This is a genomic window from Enterobacteriaceae bacterium Kacie_13 (assembly GCA_013457415.1).
Lineage (GTDB): Bacteria > Pseudomonadota > Gammaproteobacteria > Enterobacterales > Enterobacteriaceae > Rahnella.
The window spans coordinates 338025-358382 of the sequence record CP045665.1; the positions used below are offsets into that span (position 1 = coordinate 338025).

The 20358-nt window shown below is 52.2% G+C and carries 13 protein-coding genes; 10 read left to right on the forward strand and 3 right to left on the reverse strand.

Features of this window, described 5'->3' with window-relative positions; translation table 11 throughout:
- The first annotated feature begins 36 nt into the window (after window positions 1-36).
- Window positions 37-1359 (forward strand): isocitrate lyase, encoded by a 1323-nt coding sequence (gene aceA / locus GE278_01550; GenBank protein ID QLK59539.1) that lies wholly within the window; start codon window positions 37-39, stop codon window positions 1357-1359.
- A 51-nt stretch (window positions 1360-1410) separates the two neighbouring features.
- Window positions 1411-3123 (forward strand): bifunctional isocitrate dehydrogenase kinase/phosphatase, encoded by a 1713-nt coding sequence (gene aceK, locus GE278_01555; protein QLK59540.1) that lies wholly within the window; start codon window positions 1411-1413, stop codon window positions 3121-3123.
- Between the two features lie 32 nt (window positions 3124-3155).
- Here aceK and iclR read toward each other — a convergent pair whose 3' ends face one another.
- On the reverse strand, window positions 3156-3998 hold the full coding sequence (gene iclR / locus GE278_01560) for a glyoxylate bypass operon transcriptional repressor IclR (protein QLK59541.1): 843 nt from the start codon (window positions 3996-3998) through the stop codon (window positions 3156-3158).
- 248 nt (window positions 3999-4246) lie between these two features.
- Between iclR and metH the strand changes: the two genes are divergently transcribed.
- Window positions 4247-7948 carry a methionine synthase gene (metH, locus tag GE278_01565; protein ID QLK63158.1) on the forward strand — a complete coding sequence of 1234 codons (3702 nt, stop codon included), beginning with the start codon at window positions 4247-4249 and terminating at the stop codon, window positions 7946-7948.
- A gap of 104 nt (window positions 7949-8052) precedes the next feature.
- Here metH and GE278_01570 read toward each other — a convergent pair whose 3' ends face one another.
- Window positions 8053-8763, reverse strand: coding sequence for a UTRA domain-containing protein (locus GE278_01570; protein ID QLK59542.1), 711 nt, complete (start codon window positions 8761-8763; stop codon window positions 8053-8055).
- A 202-nt stretch (window positions 8764-8965) separates the two neighbouring features.
- Between GE278_01570 and GE278_01575 the strand changes: the two genes are divergently transcribed.
- The 6 genes from GE278_01575 (at window position 8966) to GE278_01600 (ending at window position 14241) form a co-directional block, all read left to right on the forward strand.
- On the forward strand, window positions 8966-10024 hold the full coding sequence (locus GE278_01575) for an extracellular solute-binding protein (protein QLK59543.1): 1059 nt from the start codon (window positions 8966-8968) through the stop codon (window positions 10022-10024).
- Window positions 10025-10118: 94 nt separating this feature from the next.
- Window positions 10119-10916, forward strand: a complete 798-nt coding sequence (locus tag GE278_01580; GenBank protein QLK59544.1) for an alkaline phosphatase family protein — start codon at window positions 10119-10121, stop codon at window positions 10914-10916.
- Window positions 10917-10942: 26 nt separating this feature from the next.
- A complete protein-coding gene (locus GE278_01585; GenBank protein QLK59545.1) occupies window positions 10943-11785 on the forward strand; it encodes an ABC transporter permease subunit in 843 nt (280 codons plus the stop codon).
- A 23-nt stretch (window positions 11786-11808) separates the two neighbouring features.
- The gene (locus GE278_01590) at window positions 11809-12594 is read left to right on the forward strand and encodes an ABC transporter permease subunit (GenBank protein QLK59546.1); all 786 of its coding nucleotides are present in this window, start codon (window positions 11809-11811) and stop codon (window positions 12592-12594) included.
- Between the two features lies 1 nt (window position 12595).
- Window positions 12596-13588, forward strand: coding sequence for an ATP-binding cassette domain-containing protein (locus GE278_01595; protein ID QLK59547.1), 993 nt, complete (start codon window positions 12596-12598; stop codon window positions 13586-13588).
- Entirely contained in the window at window positions 13585-14241 is a 657-nt protein-coding gene (locus GE278_01600; GenBank protein QLK59548.1) for an HAD-IB family hydrolase, read from the forward strand. The genes GE278_01595 and GE278_01600 overlap by 4 nt, the downstream gene beginning before the upstream one ends.
- Window positions 14242-14302: 61 nt before the next feature.
- Here GE278_01600 and GE278_01605 read toward each other — a convergent pair whose 3' ends face one another.
- A complete protein-coding gene (locus tag GE278_01605; GenBank protein QLK59549.1) occupies window positions 14303-18145 on the reverse strand; it encodes an autotransporter outer membrane beta-barrel domain-containing protein in 3843 nt (1280 codons plus the stop codon).
- A 496-nt stretch (window positions 18146-18641) separates the two neighbouring features.
- On the opposite strand from GE278_01605, the gene GE278_01610 reads away from it, so the two are divergent.
- Window positions 18642-20294: a Na/Pi cotransporter family protein gene (locus GE278_01610; protein ID QLK59550.1), complete on the forward strand. Its 1653-nt coding sequence runs from the start codon at window positions 18642-18644 to the stop codon at window positions 20292-20294.
- The last annotated feature ends 64 nt before the right edge of the window (window positions 20295-20358 follow it).

Sequence of the window (20358 nt, forward strand, 5' to 3'; positions counted from 1 at the left end):
TCTTACCCTACTTATAAAAAAACCGGAGCATTTGCCATGAAAACAACACGTACTCAGCAAATTCAGCAGATTGAAGAAACCTGGAGCCAGCCACGCTGGAAAGGCATTACCCGTCCGTATACCGCCGCTGAAGTGATCAGTCTGCGCGGCTCCGTTAACCCGGAGTGCACACTGGCACAGCATGGAGCGGCCCGTTTGTGGCGGTTATTGCACGGCTCATCACGCAAAGGGTACGTGAACTGTCTCGGCGCGCTGACAGGCGGTCAGGCATTGCAGCAGGCGAAAGCCGGTATCGAAGCCATTTATCTCTCCGGCTGGCAGGTCGCTGCGGATGCCAATACTGCATCCAGCATGTACCCCGATCAGTCATTGTATCCGGTGAATTCCGTCCCGGAAGTCGTAGCACGCATTAACAATACCTTCCGCCGCGCCGATCAAATTCAGTGGTCGAATAACATTGAACCGGGGCAGCCGGGTTACACAGATTACTTCCTGCCAATTGTCGCGGATGCCGAAGCCGGGTTTGGCGGTGTATTGAATGCATTTGAGTTGATGAAATCCATGATTGAGGCGGGCGCCGCGGCGGTGCATTTCGAAGACCAGCTCGCAGCGGTGAAAAAATGCGGACACATGGGCGGCAAGGTGCTGGTGCCAACTCAGGAGGCGGTGCAAAAACTGATTTCCGCGCGTCTTGCAGCAGATGTGCTCGGCGTTCCGACGTTACTGGTCGCACGAACCGATGCCGATGCGGCGGACTTACTGACATCCGATTGTGACCCGTATGACAGCCAGTTTATTACTGGCGAAAGGACGCACGAAGGTTTTTACCGCACGAATGCCGGAATCGAACAGGCCATCAGCCGCGGGCTGGCTTATGCCCCTTATGCTGATATTGTCTGGTGCGAAACCTCGACGCCGGATCTGGCACTCGCCCAGCGATTTGCTGACGCCATCCACGCCAAATACCCCGGCAAACTGCTGGCGTACAACTGCTCCCCATCGTTTAACTGGAAGAAAAATCTGGATGATAAGACCATCGCCAGCTTCCAGGATCAGCTCGCCGCGATGGGCTATCAGTATCAGTTCATCACGCTGGCGGGTATCCACAGTATGTGGTTCAACATGTTCGATCTGGCCCATGCTTACGCGCAGGGCGAGGGTATGAAACATTATGTTGAAAAAGTGCAGGAACCTGAATTTGCAGCCATCGGTCGCGGTTATACCTTTGCTTCTCATCAGCAGGAAGTAGGCACCGGCTATTTCGATAAGGTTACTAACATCATTCAGGGCGGACGCTCCTCTGTTACTGCTTTAACCGGTTCGACGGAAGAACAGCAATTCTCGCCGACGTCTCACTGATCTTTCCTCTGCCCGGCAAGAGTCGGGCATTTCTCCTTCAGGAGCCAGACGATGCGCATAGAGCTGTTGATTGCTCAGACGATTTTACAAGGGTTTGATGCGCAGTATGGCCGTTTTCTGGAGGTCACCGCCGGTGCTCAGCAGCGTTTTGAACAGGCAGACTGGCCTGCGGTACAGGCGGCGATGAAGCAGCGGATCCATCTTTACGATCACCACGTCGGGCTGGTGGTCGCCCAGCTTAAATGCATCACTGGTCCTCATTTTTATGATGCGGCTTTTCTGATTCGGGTCAAAAATTGTTATTCAGAACTGCTCCCAGACTATCCTCGGGCAGAAATTGCTGAAAGCTTCTTTAATTCAGTCTATTGCCGGATTTTCAAACACCGCGATCTGACCGCAGATAAACTCTATATTTTCAGTGAGCAGCCCGCTCATTCGCCGCGACATTGCCCGCGTCCGTTAGCGCGCAATTACCCAGTTCAGGGAAATCTGACGACCACGCTTGAAAGGGTGCTTGGCGATCTCCCAATGCGCTTACCCTGGGAAAACACGCCACGTGATGTCGATTACATAACCACCGCGTTGCAACAACGTTTTTCTGCAGCGGAACTGTCTGACGCGATAATAGAGACGGCAACGGAGATTTTTTACCGCAATAAAGCGGCGTGGATCATCGGTAAAATCAGAGTCGGTCAGCAGGTTTTTCCGCTATTACTGCCCGTACATCTCAACCAGCGAAAAGCGTTATTCGTCGATACCTGCCTGACTGACGGCAACGACGCCAGTATTGTCTTCGGCTTTGCCCGTTCTTATTTCATGGTGTATGCCCCTCAGCCTGGTGCGCTGGTGGAATGGCTGCGTGAGGTTTTACCGGCCAAAACTACCGCCGAGCTTTATAGCGCTATCGGCTGCCAGAAGCACGCAAAAACGGAGTGTTATCGTGAGCATTTACGTTTTATGGTGCAGACCGACGAATCTTTCATTGTTGCGCCGGGCGTAAAAGGCATGGTGATGCTGGTATTTACCCTGCCGGGCAGCGACCGGGTTTTTAAGGTGATAAAAGATCGTTTCGCGCCACAAAAGGAAGTGACTGAAACACAGGTTATGGCGTGCTACCAACTGGTCAAAGAGCACGACCGCGTAGGACGCATGGCAGATACACAGGAATTTGAGCACTTTATTTTGCCAAAGAAAAACATCAGCCCGGGATTGATGGCGGAATTACAGCGTGAAGTTCCGGCAAAAATGGAGGATCTGGGAGACCGCATTGCGCTTCGGCACTTATACATCGAACGACGCATGACGCCGCTGAATCTTTATCTGGAACAGGCCAGCGATGAGCAACTGCATGACGTGATTGAAGAATACGGCAACGCGATAAAACAACTGGCAGCCGCCAATATTTTTCCCGGCGATATGCTGTTCAAGAACTTTGGTGTAACCCGCCACGGGCGTGTGGTTTTTTATGACTATGATGAAATCTGCTACATGACCGAAGTGAATTTCCGTGACATTCCCGCACCGCGTTACCCGGAAGATGAACTGGCCAGTGAGCCGTGGTACAGCATCGCGCAGAACGATGTCTTCCCTGAAGAATTTCGACATTTTTTGTGCAGCGATAAACGTATCCGGCGGATCTTTGAAGCCGTCCACGATGAATTGTTTCGGGCTGATTACTGGCGCGGCTTACAGCAGCGTATTCGTGACGGGCATGTCGAAGATGTGTTTGCCTACCGGCGATACCAGCGTTTCAGCCGCCGTTAAATTTCGCCCTGTCAGGCGGATATCTCATTTGTCTAATGTTTCCCGCCACCATATGCCTGCGTAATTTCTTTTGCCGCGTGGATCACCAGTGCACCCAGTTCCGTAACGCGGTCATCGGTGATACGTGAGACGGGCCCTGAGATCGAAATCGCCGCATACGCATCGTTATGCTCATCGTAAATGCAGGTTGCCACACAGCGCAGTCCCAGTGCGTGCTCTTCGTCATCAAAGGCATACCCGCGCTTGCGCGTTTCCGTCAGTTCCTGCTTCAGATTCACCGGCGAGGTTTTGGTCAGCGGCGTATAGCTATGCAACCCGATTTTATGCAGCAGTTTCACCAATCGTTCTTCCGGCAGCGTGGATAAAAACGCTTTCCCTGCGCCCGAGGCGTGCATGGGCAGCTTCCCGCCGATTGGCGCAGACATTCGCATCAGCGCATTACATTGAACCTGATCAATGATGATCGCCTGATAGTCACTGTGATCCAGAACCGCCAGATTCACGGTCTCGCCGGATTCTTCCATCAGGCGGCGGAGCATCGGGTGCACCATCGCCAGCAAGTTACGGCTTTGCAGGAAGCTGCTGCCCACCACAAACGCATGCGAGCCAATGGTCCACAGACCTAAATCACCAACCTGACGCACAAATCCCTGCTGCTGCATGGTGGTCAGCAAACGATGCGTGGTGGAATTGGGTAAACCGGCCTGCTGAGCCAGATCGGTGAGCGCTACGCTGCCCTGTGCCTGGGCAATGTATTCCAGCAATTTAAGGCCACGGGTGAGGGACTGAACCTGTCCGGTGGCGGCGCTGCCTGTTGCGGCTGCGGCTTTGGGTTTTTTAGCGCGTTTGGCCGGGGTCGATGCGGACGTTGCCATAAGCCTGTTCCTTGTAAGATGCGCCAAAAATTGGCGAAGAAAAATCATTTTTGGAATTAGTTTTCGTTTTTACAGTATGGATCGCAACCTGCCTTTACGCTCATCCGATGTGTTGCATTGCATTTGCGGGATGTCTTCCCGAATTGAAAAAGTCTCACGTCGGCACGGCCTTTTGATTCGGGAAGGTATGCTAGGATATTGACCATAATTTCCGGCGCATGAATGAATAATTTGCCGGGGCGTGCGTGATGGGTGATGAGGTGAAAGTGACTAATCGAGTAGAAGCGCTACATAAACAGCTGGCACAGCGCATAATGGTTCTGGACGGCGGCATGGGCACTATGATCCAAAGCTACCGTTTGGAAGAAGAGGATTACCGCGGCGAGCGTTTTGCCGACTGGGAAAGCGATCTTAAAGGTAATAATGATCTTCTGGTGCTCAGCAAACCGGAAGTGATCGTTGAAATTCACAACGGCTACCTGGCCGCTGGCGCAGATATCCTTGAAACCAACACGTTCAACTCGACCACTATCGCGATGGCTGACTACCACATGGAGTCGCTGTCGGCTGAAATTAACTATGAAGCCGCCCGACTGGCGCGTATCTGCGCTGATGAATGGACCGCCCGCACACCGGAGAAACCACGTTACGTCGCCGGGGTATTAGGACCGACGAACCGTACCGCCTCGATCTCCCCGGATGTGAATGATCCGGCATTCCGTAACGTCTCTTTCGATCAACTGGTGGAAGCTTATCGCGAATCCACCCGCGCGCTGATCAACGGTGGCGCTGATCTAATCATGATCGAAACCGTGTTTGATACGCTCAATGCCAAAGCCGCCACGTTTGCGGTAGAAACTGAATTTGAAGCATTGGGCATTGTGCTACCAGTTATGGTCTCCGGAACGATCACCGATGCCTCTGGCCGAACCTTGTCAGGCCAGACGACCGAAGCCTTTTACAACTCCCTGCGTCACGTCAAACCGCTCACCTTCGGCCTTAATTGCGCACTGGGGCCGGACGAATTACGTGAATACGTGGCCGAATTGTCCCGTATCGCGGAATGCTATGTCACGGCGCACCCAAACGCCGGGCTGCCGAATGCTTTCGGCGAGTACGATCTTGAAGCCAAAGAAATGGCAGAACACATTGGTGAATGGGCACGCTCGGGCTTCCTGAACATCGTCGGCGGCTGCTGCGGTACAACGCCCGCGCACATTGCGGCGATGGTCAAAGCCGTTGAGGGTGTGCCGCCACGCGTCATACCGAACATTCCGGTGGCCTGTCGTCTGGCCGGGCTTGAACCGCTGACTATCGATCCAAAAACGCTGTTCGTGAATGTCGGTGAGCGCACCAACGTCACCGGTTCGGCGCGTTTTAAACGCCTGATAAAAGAGGAGAAATACGCCGAAGCGCTGGCCGTAGCCCGCCAGCAGGTAGAAAGCGGAGCGCAAATCATTGATATCAATATGGATGAGGGAATGCTGGACGCCGAAGCTGCGATGGTGCGTTTCCTCAACCTGATTGCGGGTGAACCGGATATCGCCCGTGTACCTATCATGATTGACTCCTCCAAGTGGAACGTTATCGAGCAGGGGCTAAAGTGCATTCAGGGCAAAGGCATTGTTAACTCGATTTCAATGAAAGAAGGCGAGGAAGCTTTCCTGCATCATGCACGTATCGTTCGCCGCTACGGTGCTGCCGTGGTGGTCATGGCATTTGATGAAACCGGCCAGGCGGATACCCGCTCTCGTAAAATTGAAATTTGTCGCCGCGCGTATAAATTACTGACCGAAAAAGTGGGCTTCCCGCCGGAAGACATTATTTTCGACCCGAATATTTTTGCCGTCGCAACTGGTATTGAAGAACACAACAATTACGCAGTGGACTTCATCGAAGCCTGTGCTGACATCAAAGCGCAGCTGCCGCACGCTTTAATTTCCGGTGGTGTTTCCAACGTTTCTTTCTCGTTTCGTGGCAATGACCACGTCCGCGAAGCTATTCACGCTGTATTCCTCTACCACGCTATCCAGAACGGTATGGACATGGGGATCGTCAACGCCGGTCAGTTAGCAATTTATGATGATTTACCGGCTGAACTGCGTGATGCCGTGGAAGACGTGATTTTAAATCGTCGCGATGACGGCACTGAGCGGTTGCTTGATCTGGCGGAAAAATATCGCGGCAATAAAGACGATGGCGAAGCCAACAAGCAACAGGCCGAATGGCGCGGCTGGGACGTCAAAAAGCGTCTCGAATATTCCCTGATTAAAGGCATTACTGAGTTTATCGAACTGGATACCGAAGAGTGTCGTCAGCAGGCCGCTCGGCCAATTGAAGTGATCGAAGGGCCGCTGATGGACGGCATGAACGTGGTCGGTGACCTGTTTGGTGCCGGTAAGATGTTCCTGCCTCAGGTGGTGAAATCTGCGCGTGTGATGAAGCAGGCGGTGGCTTACCTCGAGCCATACATTGAAGCCAGCAAAGAGAAAGGCAAAACCAACGGCAAAATCTTGCTGGCCACGGTGAAAGGTGATGTGCATGACATCGGCAAAAACATCGTTGGCGTGGTGCTCCAGTGTAACAACTACGAGATAATCGATCTCGGCGTGATGGTCGCCACCGATAAAATTCTGAAAACTGCGATCGAAGAAAAGGTCGATATTATTGGTCTTTCCGGGCTGATTACACCTTCTCTTGATGAAATGGTGAACGTAGCAAAAGAGATGGAGCGCCGCGGTTTTACCATGCCTCTGTTGATTGGCGGAGCGACGACCTCTAAAGCGCACACCGCGGTGAAAATCGAGCAAAACTACAGCGGCCCGACGGTGTACGTGCAAAACGCCTCACGCTCGGTTGGTGTGGTGTCTGCGCTGTTGTCGGATGAGCAGCGCGGTCCTTTTGTTGAGCGCACGCGCAAGGAGTACGACACCGTGCGTATTCAGCATGGCCGTAAAAAGCCGCGTACCCCACCGGTCAGTCTGGAAGTGGCGCGTGATAATGGCACGACTATCGACTGGGATAGCTATACGCCGCCGGCTGCGCACCGTCTGGGTGTGCAGAAAGTGGAAGCCAGTATTGAAACGCTGCGTAATTACATCGACTGGACGCCGTTCTTCATGACCTGGTCTCTGGCCGGTAAATATCCCCGCATTCTTGAAGATGAAGTGGTCGGTGAAGAGGCCACCCGCCTGTTTAAAGATGCCAACGATTTACTGGATAAACTCTCGGTTGAGAAACTCCTGAATCCACGCGGCGTCGTCGGTTTATTCCCGGCAAACCGCAAAGGCGACGATATTGAGATTTATAGCGATGAACGCCGACAGGACGTGCTGGTAGTCAGCCATCATCTGCGTCAGCAGACGGAAAAAACTGATTTCGCCAATTACTGTTTGGCCGACTTTGTTGCCCCGAAATCCAGTGGCAAGAAAGATTATATGGGCGCGTTTGCGGTCACCGGCGGGCTGGAGGAAGACGCGCTGGCCGAGGCGTATGACAAACAGCATGACGACTACAACAAAATCATGATCAAGGCGCTGGCAGACCGTCTGGCCGAAGCCTTTGCGGAATACCTGCACGAGAAAGTGCGGAAAGTGTACTGGGGCTTTGCGGCCAATGAGAATCTGAGTAACGAAGAGTTGATCCGCGAAAACTATCAGGGGATCCGCCCTGCACCGGGCTATCCGGCTTGTCCTGAACATACGGAAAAGGGCCAGATCTGGAAATTACTGGATGTGGAAACCAACACCGGTATGCAACTGACCGAATCTTTCGCGATGTGGCCGGGCGCGGCGGTATCGGGCTGGTACTTCAGTCATCCTGATAGCAAATACTTCGCGGTGGCACAGATTCAGCGTGATCAGGTGGAAGATTATGCGACCCGTAAAAATATGCCGATCGCTGAAGTCGAGCGCTGGCTGGCGCCAAATTTGGGCTACGACGCCGACTAATAGTAAAAATGCCCGTGAATCCACGGGCATTTCAGATGACTGATAAACCTAAAAAATCCTATTCACCGGTGCCGGCACGAAGTTCTTAGCCCAACTTTTCCCACTCAGTTCACTTCCACATCTATATGCAACGCGTCATAGCGCCAGTATTCGAGATCGCAGTCGATAACCCGGTCATGCTGATCGCGGTTGGTGCGAGTAATAAATAACGCCGGGCTGCCGGAGGCGACCCTCAGCGCGCGCGAGGCCTCGTCGGTCAACAGCGTTGGCACCATATCGAAACGAACCCGCCCGTAGTGAATGTCATAACGTGAGGCATACAGGTCGGTCAGCGAAGAGGTGAGATCTGCGTCGAGAATGCCCTGAAAATACAGCGCATTGAGATAATGTTCGACGTACAAAACCGGGCGTCCATCAATATAACGCAACCGCCGGATACATATCACTTCGCTGTCCGGCGGCAACTGCAGCTTATGGCACACGGCCGTGCTGGCGATGCATTGTCTGGCATCGATCACTTCAGTTTGCGCACGACGCCCCTGGTCTCTCGCCATCGCATGAAAATGGCTACGTTGCAGCGGGTTATAAATAATGCGTGGAGGTGAGATAAACCAGCCACGCCGGACCTCGCGGTAAATCAGCCCCTGTGCTTCCAGCTGGCTTAATGCTTCACGCAACGTGATGCGGGTGGTGGAGAAATGTTCGCTCAGTGCGCGCTCAGATGGCAGCCTTCCTTCGGCCGAAAATGTCCCCGTCGCGATACTTTCACTCAACGCCTTACAGATCAGGGTCAGGGTAGTCTGCGGATCTCTCATCGGTCAGCAAGCCTCATTTCAGTGCGGTTATGCACCAATCCGACCTTTTTTTGTGTAAATAATGTGCGCACGTTAACAGCTGGAAGCTTAAAACTGCTGCTTTTTCAGGCTGACATATAATTATCACAATTGATCGTTAGATTGGCTTGGTTATTGCTGGACTAGACCAGCACCTCACACCCTACCATCTGGAGCTTCCGTTATGAAACAGTTGTTCGCTTCTGTGTTAACCAGCGCGCTCGTATTGTCCACCTCAACGGCTTTTGCCGCTGAGCCTCCCGCAGAACTTCTGAAAGCGGCGCAAGCTGAAGGAACGGTAAATAGTGTCGGTATGCCTGATGACTGGGCCAACTGGAAAGGAACCTGGAGTGATCTGAGCACCAAATACGGTCTCAAACACAGCGATACTGATATGAGTTCGGCGCAGGAAATTGCCAAGTTCCTCGCTGAAAAAGATAACGCCAGTGCCGATATCGGTGACGTGGGTGCCGCGTTCGGGCCGGTCGCCGTACAGAAGGGCGTCACTCAGCCTTATAAGCCAACGACGTGGGATCAGGTGCCTGACTGGGCGAAAGATAAAGATGGTATGTGGGCACTCGCTTACACCGGAACTATTGCGTTCATTATCGACAAGTCTCAGGTGAAGGACGAACCACACAGCTGGGCTGAACTGCTGAAGGGCAAATACAAAGTCACCATTGGTGATGTGAGTACCGCAGCGCAGGCCGCCAACGGCGTGCTCGCAGCTACATACGCCATGGGCGGTAACGAAACTAACCTGAAACCGGGTCTGGAATACTTCGGCAAGCTGGCGAAAGCAGGGCGTCTGAGCCTGAGTAACCCGGTGATCGCATCTCTGGAAAAAGGTGAGGTGCAGGTGGGTGTGGTGTGGGACTTCAACGGCCTTAGCTATCGCGACAAAATTGATAAAACCCGTTTTGACGTCGTGATCCCGTCCGATGGTTCAATTACCTCCGGTTACACCACCATCATCAACAAATTCGCCAAACACCCGAACGCCGCCAAACTGGCGCGCGAATATATCTTCTCCGATGCAGGTCAGATCAATCTGGCGCAGGGCTATGCCCGTCCAATCCGTGCCGATCACATCACCTTGCCTGACGACGTGAAAGCCAAACTGCTGCCATCCAGCGAATACAAAAATGCCCATCCGATTGCTGATCCGGCTGCCTGGGACAAGAGCGCCAAAACGTTGCCTCGTCTGTGGCAGGAAAACGTCATGATCAATATGCAGCAGTAATTACCTGAATCAAAAGTAAAACTATCCCCAAACTCATTCAACGTGCGCGGAAGAGGGCGGGGATTTCAACACCTGTAAGAAAGGCAAAAGTGTCATGAAAAGCATTCTGGTAGTACTGGACGGCCTGAATTATCAGGTCGCCCGCGACGCAATGGGATATTTACAAGCTCAGTGTGCCGAAGGACGTGGCCGCTTGTATCAACTGGAATGTGCATTACCTTCGCTGTCACGGCCACTGTATGAGTGCATCCTTACCGGTATCACGCCGGTGATGAGCGGCATTGTGAATAATCAGGTTGACCGGTTGTCTACGCAGCGCAGTATTTTTCACTATGCCCGTGACGCCGGTCTGACGACAGCGGCTGCGGCCTATCACTGGGTCAGCGAATTGTATAACCGTACGCCGTTCGACCCGCCCCGTGACCGCCATACCAGCGATGAAATGCTGGCTATCCAGCACGGCCATTTTTATTACGATGACACTTACCCTGATTCGCATCTTTTTGACGATGCAGAAAGCCTGCGCCGACGGCATGACCCTGATTTCCTGCTGATTCATCCGATGAATATTGACGATGCGGGCCACAAGTTTGGCCTCTCAACGCCGCAGTACCGCAACAAAGCGCGGACGGCGGACGGCATTCTGTCACGCTTCTTAGGTGACTGGCTGGAAGCTGGCTATCAGGTAATTGTCACCGCCGATCATGGTATGAACGACGATCGCAGTCACGGGGGCATTTTGCCGGAAGAGCGTCAGGTGCCATTATTTGTTTTCGGCAGCGCGTTCACCTTAGGAGACGCTGCGCCGCTGCAAACCGAGCTGTGTGGCACCGTCTGCCAGATCCTCAATATCGCCCACGATAAGCCACACTGCGCGGCATTACTGGCCTGAATCCCGTCACTTTTAGAGGATACCCGATGAAAGCTAAGTGGATTGCAGCGCTATTTATGCTGCCGTTTCTGGTGTTTTTCATTGCCTTCCAGCTCGCGCCGCTGGCATGGATTGCGGTCAGCAGCTTCTACAGCGAAACCTATGAAGCCTGGGGGCTGGGAAATTACACCGATATCCTAACCTCGCCGTTCTATTTGCAAGCAATGCGTTTCTCGCTGGATATCTCAATCTGGTCAAGTTTCTATGGCTTGCTGATCGCATTAGTGGGCAGTTACTCACTTCGCCAGCTAGGCCCGACAAAGCTTCATGATTTTGTGATGTCGTTTACCAACATGACCAGCAACTTTGCCGGCGTGCCGCTGGCCTTCGCGTTTGTCATTTTGCTCGGTCTCAACGGTTGTCTGACTTTACTGCTGCAAAAATACGGGCTGATGGAAAACTTCAACCTGTATTCCAAAAGCGGGCTGATCGTGCTTTATACCTACTTCCAGATCCCCCTCGGTGTCTTGCTGATGTATCCGGCTTTCGACGCGCTGCGCGAAGACTGGCGCGAGTCTGCCGCGTTGCTCGGCGCCGGGCGCTGGAGCTACTGGCGCTATATCGGTATGCCGGTGCTGTTCCCCGCGCTGATGGGGACGTTCGTGATTTTGCTCGCCAATGCGCTGGGTGCGTATGCCACGGTGTATGCCCTGACCACCGGCAACTTCAACGTGGTGCCGGTACGGATTGCCGCGCTGGTCTCAGGTGATATTTCCCTTGATCCAAATATGGGCAGCGCACTGGCGATGTTACTGGTGGTGCTGATGGCCTTTATCACGCTGATACATCAGTGGTTATTGCGTAAAAGCTATCTCAGCCAACGTCAGTGATTGCAGCAAAAGAGGAATGTGAGATGTCGCGATCTGAAGCAATTTACCATCGTATAGTGATCTGGATTTTACTGATTATATTGATGTTGCCGCTGCTGGCGACGCTGGTTTATGCGCTGGTGCTGGAATGGGGAGCAACGATTTTACCGAGTGGTTTTACACTCAAATGGCTGGTGGCGTTATGGAGCGATCCGAGATTTCTTATCGCGCTATGGCATTCGCTGGTGGTCTGTTTCGGCACACTTTTTTTGTCGCTGGTGTTGATACTGCCACTTATGTTTGTGATTGCTTACTATTTCCCGAAGCTCGATGCGCTCATGAATATTCTCATCCTGTTGCCGTTTGCGGTACCGCCGGTGGTGTCATCGGTCGGTCTTATGCAGCTGTATTCCGGCGAACCATTCTCGCTGACCGGCACGCCGTGGATCCTGATTGGTTGTTACTTCACCATCGCGCTGCCGTTTATTTACCGCGCGATCTCCAACAACATGCAGGCCATTAACCTGCGTGACCTGATGGATGCTGCACATCTGCTGGGTGCCAGCACCTGGAAAGCCGCGCTGCTGGTGGTACTGCCTAATCTGCGCAAAGGCGGAATGATCGCCGTTTTACTCTCTTTCTCCTTCCTGATCGGAGAGTTTGTGTTCGCCAATCTGCTGGCGGGCAGCCGCTATGAAACGGTTCAGGTCTATCTCTACAACATGCGCAACGGCAGTGGCCATTTCACCAGCGCGCTGGTCATCTCCTATTTTATGGTCGTCCTGATTTTCACCTGGGTGGCTAACATGCTGAACAAAGGAAAGAGCTGATATGTCTTATTTGCAGGTCACTCAACTCAACAAATCGTATGGCCCGACGCAGATTTTCAACAATATTGATTTCTCTGCTAAAGAGGGCGAATTCGTCACGCTGCTGGGTCCGAGCGGCTGCGGCAAGTCCACGCTGCTGCGCTGTCTGGCTGGGCTGACGTCCGTCAACAGCGGAAAAATCATTCTGCAGGGGCAGGATATCGTTCCGCTGCCTCCGCAACAACGCGGGATTGGCATGGTCTTTCAGAGCTACGCGCTGTTTCCCAATATGACGGTGGAAGCCAATGTATCGTTCGGCCTGAAAATGCAGAAATTGCCCGCCGGCGACGTGCTTCGCCGCGTCGGTGAAGTGCTGGAACTGGTGGAAATGAACGATTATGCCAAACGTTATCCGCATCAGCTGTCCGGCGGACAGTGTCAGCGCGTGGCGCTCGCCCGTTCGCTGGTGACGCAGCCGCGCCTGTTGTTGCTCGATGAACCCCTGTCTGCGCTCGATGCCCGTATCCGCAAACATCTGCGCGAACAAATCCGCCGTATTCAGCGCGAAATGAACCTGACCGCTATTTTTGTCACGCACGATCAGGAAGAGGCACTGACGATGTCCGATCGCATCGTGCTTATGAACAAAGGGCAAATCGTGCAAAATGCTGATGCTGAAACTTTATATACTGAACCTGTGGATGCTTTTGCCGCCGGATTTATCGGCAGTTACAACCTGCTGAGTGCCGAACAGGCGATGGCGCTGACCGGCATCACCTACACTGGCCGCGTCGCCATCCGGCCGGAGTCGGTCACTGTGTGCGATGTGATTGAAGGCATTCCGGCCAAAATTCTCAGCCATAGCCTGCTCGGCAACGTGGTGCGTTATCGCGTGTTAGCGCACGGCGTGGAGCTGTCTGTGGATGTCCTGAACCGTTCTGTGGCTTCTCTTCGCGCCGATGGCAGCGATATTGGTCTACAGTTAGATCTTGTTACTTTACGGGAAGTTGCATGAAACTGGCGCTGTTTGATCTCGATGAAACCCTGATTAGCGGTGACTGTTCCAGCTTGTGGTCCGCCTATATGGTGGCGCAGGGTTGGGTGGCCGATGAACAGGCTTTTCTCCAACAGGACGCTGCGCTGATGCAGCAATATGCCGTCGGTCAGATGGATATGCGCGAGTACATGCGATGTACACTGGCGCCGCTGACCGGTCGTAATGAACGTGACGTCGCCGCGATGGTCGCGCGCTACATAGAAGATGTGATTGCACCGCGCATTTATGTGCAGGCGCGTGAGTGTCTGGCCATTCATCGCGAACAAGGCGACCGGACGGTGATTATTTCTGCCTCCGGCGAGCATCTGGTGCAGCCGATCGCACGTTTCCTCGGTGTTGATGAAACGCTGGCGATCGGGGTAGAGATTCAGGATGGCCGCTTTACCGGGGCCACGCAGGGGACGATGACCTATCGCGAAGGCAAAGTATCGAGGTTGCTGGATCTCATCCATCACGACGAAACTCTGCTGCAACAAGCCAGTTTTTATTCGGATTCCCATAACGATCTGCCTTTACTGACCAAAGTAGGTCAGCCATGCGCAGTGAATCCAGATGCCATTTTGCTGGAATATGCTCAGAAAAATGGTTGGCCGGTGTCAGTGTGGCGCTAAAGCAATGAGATAAAATGCCCGATCAGATACATCGGGCATTTTATTTAGCGCAACAGGTGTATCAGAAACTGATGTTTACCCCAGTCGTGAGCTGCCAGTAATCAATCCCTTCTTCTTCCAGACGTTTCTGGTATTGGCCGCCGACGCTGAGAGATACGTTTGGAATAAGAGTATTGACAACACCGACATCAAACAGCGCCGCGCTGCCCGTGATATCAGTCGAGAAGTCACTTGTTTCGGAACTGTGCGAATCGCCGATTGCCACCGTTTCATGATGGCTGAAGTCTTTAACCAGGCGGGTACTGGAAAGTATCGCCCATTTCCCTGCACTGACGCTGTCCCAGTTGTAACGATAGCGCACCCCAACGCGACCAATTGGTCGGGCGATATCGTTGTAATTGACGCGTGCGCCATCAACATCGGTAAAATCGTCCACTGTCAGGTATTGCACGCCTGCGCCAATAAGAGGCGTGAGCTGGTGGTTTCCAAAAGTGAACTGATAACCGACATCTAAAGTCGTGCCGAAAGATTTTGCATTGATATCTGCGACATCCCCACCGCGTAAATCTGTCGATATGTTGCCATCATATTTCGCAGCATCCAGAGCCAACTCTGCCAGCAAACCGGTTTCCTGCTTATAGATTGTTAGCGAGGAAAGTCCCCAGGCGGTGTAGTTCGTTTTACTGTTGCCATCCGCAGCATCCGGGGTGATATCCAAATCGGTGCGTGATAAACCGAGGTTAACTTCGAGAGACTGTGTGTTGTCGTCGAGCTGCAGAACTTTTCCGCCAAATAACCAGCCTTCCTGTTTTTGTTTATAGTCTAAGCCATAGTCTTTAAAGCCCAGTGACGAATGATAGGTGTCTTCGCCGTTTAGATATTGGAAGAAAATATTGATTTTCTTCTCTTCCAACAATGTTACCTGATCATGGAATGTTGTGTTCAGGCGGCTGTTATAGCTGAGTAAAGCCGATGGTAAAGAAAGATAAGACGCCACTTGAGGAGTAACGGCCGCACGGCTGTTTTCATCTGTATGGTGATCATCAGGCGTCGGTACAATAATTCCTTCATCCGCATCAGGGACTGGAGTGGTTCCGCCGTCGTCCGGTTGAGGAGTCGGTGTGGTGCCACCTTCATCTGGAATGGGATCAGGGGTTGGACCGGGCGTCGGGTCTGGAATTGGGTCAGGCGTTGGTTCGATATTATCCCCTTCGTTTAACATTCTATTTTGAAGACGGTAATCCCAATACTGACTGCCGGAACCTTCAACTTCCCGCTGGTCGGCAGCGGCTTTTCCCGGTGCAAAAGCATAAAGTGTGTACGCATAAGCGCCGCGTGCGACGTATCCTCCCGCCAGTGCAAAGGCGTTTTTACTGGCGCTTCCTCCTACCTGAATCAGCGAAATGCCTTCTTCATTATCCGCGATACCGTCGTTATCACCATCGGTGAAAAAGCCGTTACCGGTTGGTGTCACGGAAACCATCACCGGTTTATCGTTTGTGATGACATCACCGCTGATGAGCAGACGGTCGGATTGCAAAGCGCCCGGTGTAAGTACCGAGCGCAAACTGACAGTGTCGTTGCTACCGGTAGTCAGATCACCTTTTATGAGCATTGAGGAATCGGTTTTCTGAGATTGCTGGAGGAGGTTGTCAGCATCGTAATAGGGCGAGAGAGCCACATTATCTTTTAAGATCAGATCATTGACCGTTGCATTACCGGCAAATGAAGCGCCGTTTTCCACTGTCAACGTTGACGCCAGCGAGCCTTCAAGTACCAATGTGCCGCCTTTCACTGTCGTGCCGCCGGTGAAAGTATTGTCTCCATACATAAGAAGATTTGCCCAGCCCTCTTTGATCAGGCTGCCGGTTCCTTCCAGTGTTGCGGTAATAATGGTGTCTGCCGAACCGGCGGTACTTTTATCACTGCTGTCACCCGCGATGACTGAAAGTGTTGCGTCGTCGCCCAGCACAACATGACCATCAAGTTGAGTGCGGCTATGCATCTCAAGCATAGAACGGTTGCCCAGCGTTATATCTGAGTCGAGTGAACCGTGTTCGGTGAGCTGCAGCGTGCCGCCATCATTTAGATTCAGCGTGGTGATCTGGTAATTTTCATTGATCCAGTCATTACTGAAAACAGTGCCGCCAGCATGCGGCGTCGGTCTGCCTCCCAATGTGAGAGTACCATTTTCAACCGTTAAATCATTAAGATAAGCGCCGCCGGTCAGGGAATAGTTGTCGATACTTTTTGCTGAATCCAGAACGACATTCAAACCCTTTTGAGTCTCTGCAGACCCCAGCTGGCCGATAAAAGTTTCTGATTTAGTGTTCGCCAGCGTCAACGTTGAGCTGTTTTCAGAATTGGCATTAATGATTCTTGCACCGGAATCGCTGTGATTAATGGCGCCGAAAGTCATGTCATAGCCATTGAGATCTAACGTGCCGCCACGATAACCAAAGTTGATTTTATCTGAAGAAATCTGATCTTCTCCACCGAGCTGAACAGTCGGTCGACCGCTTACAATGGTGATGGAAGAGAACGCCTGATGATGACCTTGCCCGTCATCTTGCTGAGCTAACACCACGGTGCCATCGCCAATATTTAATTCACCAGGGTTATTGCCCATAGCATTGACATAAAGCGTACCAGCGCCGATTTTGTGCAGACTGTCATTGGCGACCCCGTTTACTTCCCAGTCAACGGTTTTATCTGCATCAACCTCAATGCCACCGCCCATCCAGGTGTTATCAGCGTCCTCAGCAGAGACCACACGATAATCATTCGAAAATTGTAATTTTCCCGCACCCTGGTTAATGGCTGCGTCCAGAACGATCAGTCCCCCCTCACCGTTGAAACGCAGATCTTTTGACGCATCAAGTTGAGGATCACGGTTGTCAGTCCCGACATTCCCCGCATCGATATCAGCAGGGGTAAGGAAAGATCTTCCGGGCAGGCTGGTGTCGATGCCATGCCATTGCCAACGTGAATCTCCCTGAATGATGTTTCCGACGGCGCCCGTTCCGGTCCAATGAATATCGCCGTCGGCGATACTATCAGTGACGTCGGGATCGGTGTTTTTTTCGATGGTGCTTGCGATGAAATCATTCTGAATGCCCAACCCTGTGGTGCCGAGAGAGTGAGGCGGGAGATTTACAACCCCTGTACCAGAATCAGTGACACCATACATTTTCCATTTTTTATCGATGTTGTCATAAACTAATATTTGGCTACCGCTATCCCCTTTATTTGACGCAATATCCAGTGGAGAATCTGCATCATTGTTAATCCAATATATACTACCGGGATTGATTTCAGAGGGTGTTAGTGATCCTGCGCTTTTCCACATGTAAGGGTTTTTAGCCACCGTAATAAGTTTTTGACCTTCAGCATCTATCTGATATTGAAAACCTGCACCTACGCGCGTGAAATAAGTATACCGGCCAGTATTTTTATTGGCATAAACATCGGCAGGGCTCACCATATCAACGGGAGCGGCTTCAGTAACGACTTTATTCAGTCTGGATGCATTGAAATCAACACCGGGATCATTATTATAATTAATGACCAAATAATCTGTGCTGTATTTTGCGTCCGTGCCAAAAATAGCATCCTCATACCATCCTAAGTGAGTAACGCTCGCCACATAGCTGCTGCTGATGAGGGTCGAATCCCCAGCAACGGTGGCACTTCCAAAATCAGGTATAATGTAAGGAAGAATGCCGGCCGATGTACCGTCCTCGTGAAATACTTCCACATTTGTGGCACCTGGTGTGTATTTGCCTAAGTTCTCCGCAAAATCACGATAATCCTGAATGGGTATGTTTTCATTCATTACGCCGGCGCTCGCGCCAAAAATGGACAGTGAAATCAATCCACTTAATATTTTAATTTTCACTATTATTAAATCCTTTTAAAATGCAGCAAGCATCCCCTCTGCTTGCAAAGGAGTTTATTTTTAGTGTTATATTTACTAAGCAGATAACACTTTCTAATAATTCTTTTTAAAATCAACATAACCGATAGTGTTGAGATTATGTATTCATTGTCAGATTCAAGTCGACATGTCGCAGTAGCTACACATAAAGGGGTTATTCTTCTGTATGGTTATTACGTCATCCAGCCCGGAAAATAACGATTGTAAACTTTAGAGTGACGCTAAGAAATAGTGTTTTTATGAATAATAACTTTAGGGGACGTTAATCCATAAATAAACAGGTCTTTGCAGCAGGTAGGAAAGGAAAAAGGGTGTTCTCTCCACAATTTTTTGCTCAAACGAGTAGTCCGCGGTCAGATCTGCTAGATTGAGAGTTGTATATGACGTGGTTGTATCATTCCTCCTGATCAATTTTCACCCAACGCACATGGCCTATGCCCTGTAAAACAGGAGTTACTTGTTCGTGTTAACCCTTCTTCATCTGTTATCTGCCGTTTCTCTGCTGGTGTGGGGGACGCATATTGTACGTACTGGCATCATGCGTGTTTTCGGCGCCAATTTGCGCCGAGTGCTGAGCAGTAGCGTAGAAAAAAAACCGCTGGCCTTCGTGGCTGGCATTGGTGTGACTGCGCTGGTGCAAAGCAGTAATGCGACCGCTCTGCTGGTGACGTCCTTCGTTTCTCAGGGGCTGGTGGCGCTGGCGCCCGCGCTGGTGATCATCCTCGGTGCCGACGTCGGTACGGCCGTTATGGCGCGTATTCTGACGTTCGACCTGTCGTGGCTTTCCCCGCTGTTTATCTTCGTTGGTGTTGCGTTTTTCCTCAGCCGCAAGCAAACCCGCGCGGGCCAGATGGGACGCGTCGGGATCGGCCTTGGGCTTATCCTGCTGGCGCTTGAACTGATTGTCTCGGCTGCAACGCCGATCATGCAGGCATCCGGTGTGAAAGTGTTGTTCTCCTCACTCACCGGGGATGTGTTGCTCGATGCCCTGACCGGCGCGGTTTTTGCCATCATCAGTTATTCCAGTCTGGCCGCCGTTCTGCTGACGGCGACGCTGACGGCAACCGGTGTGATTTCACTGAAAGTCTCGCTGTGTCTGGTGATCGGTGCCAACCTGGGCAGCGGCCTGCTGGCGATGATCAACGCCAGTAAAATGAATGCCGCAGGTCGGCGTGTGGCGCTTGGCAGCACGCTGTTTAAGCTGATTGGTCTGGTCATCGTACTGCCGTTTGTCGGCCCGCTTTCGACGCAGCTGGCGCGGCTAGGTATCCCGGACGAAGAGCTGGTGATCTATTTTCACATGTTCTACAACCTGATCCGCTGTCTGGCGATGGTGCCGCTGACCGCGCCGATGGCAAGAGTGTGCGAGATGATGATTGCCGATGTACCGGAAGATGACCCGCGCCTGCGTCCGCGCCATCTTGACGTCAGCGCCATTGATACACCAACGCTGGCGTTGGCTAATGCGGCTCGCGAAACTCTGCGTATGGGCGACGTGGTGGAACACATGCTGATCCTCAACCGCGAAGTCATGCACGGTAAACTGGCACAGGATCGCGAGGTGCGCCGCCTGGATGATGACGTGGACGTACTGTATACCGCGATCAAACTCTACCTGGCGCAAATCAACAAAGAGGGGCTGGGCGAAGAGGATTCACGTCGGTGGGCGGAAATTATCGAAATGGCGTTAAACCTCGAACAGGCGGGCGACATCATTGAGCGTATGACCGGGGATATCACCGCCAAATCCCATGCTACACGCCGTGCGTTTTCGCCGGAAGGGCTGGTGGAACTGGACGCTTTGCATGAAAAACTGCTGGATAACCTCCGTCTGAGCCTCGGCGTGTTCCTGTCGAATGACCTGACCAGCGCGCGTCGTCTGCGCCGTTCCAAACATCGTTTCCGTATTCTCGACCGCCGCTATGCGCACGCCCACGTCGATCGTCTTCATCAGCACAACGTGCAAAGTATCGAAACCAGTTCGTTGCACCTTGGCCTGCTGGGCGACATGAAGCGTCTGAATTCGTTGTTCTGTGCGGTGGCGTATAACGTGCTGGATCAGGACGAGCAGGAAGATGAAATGCGTGAACCGAATGATGAAGTGAAACTGGTTTGACGTGTCACACTGAAAGAAATGAAGCGGGCGCAGTCAAAAGCGCCCGCTTTTTATGGCAGGAAAT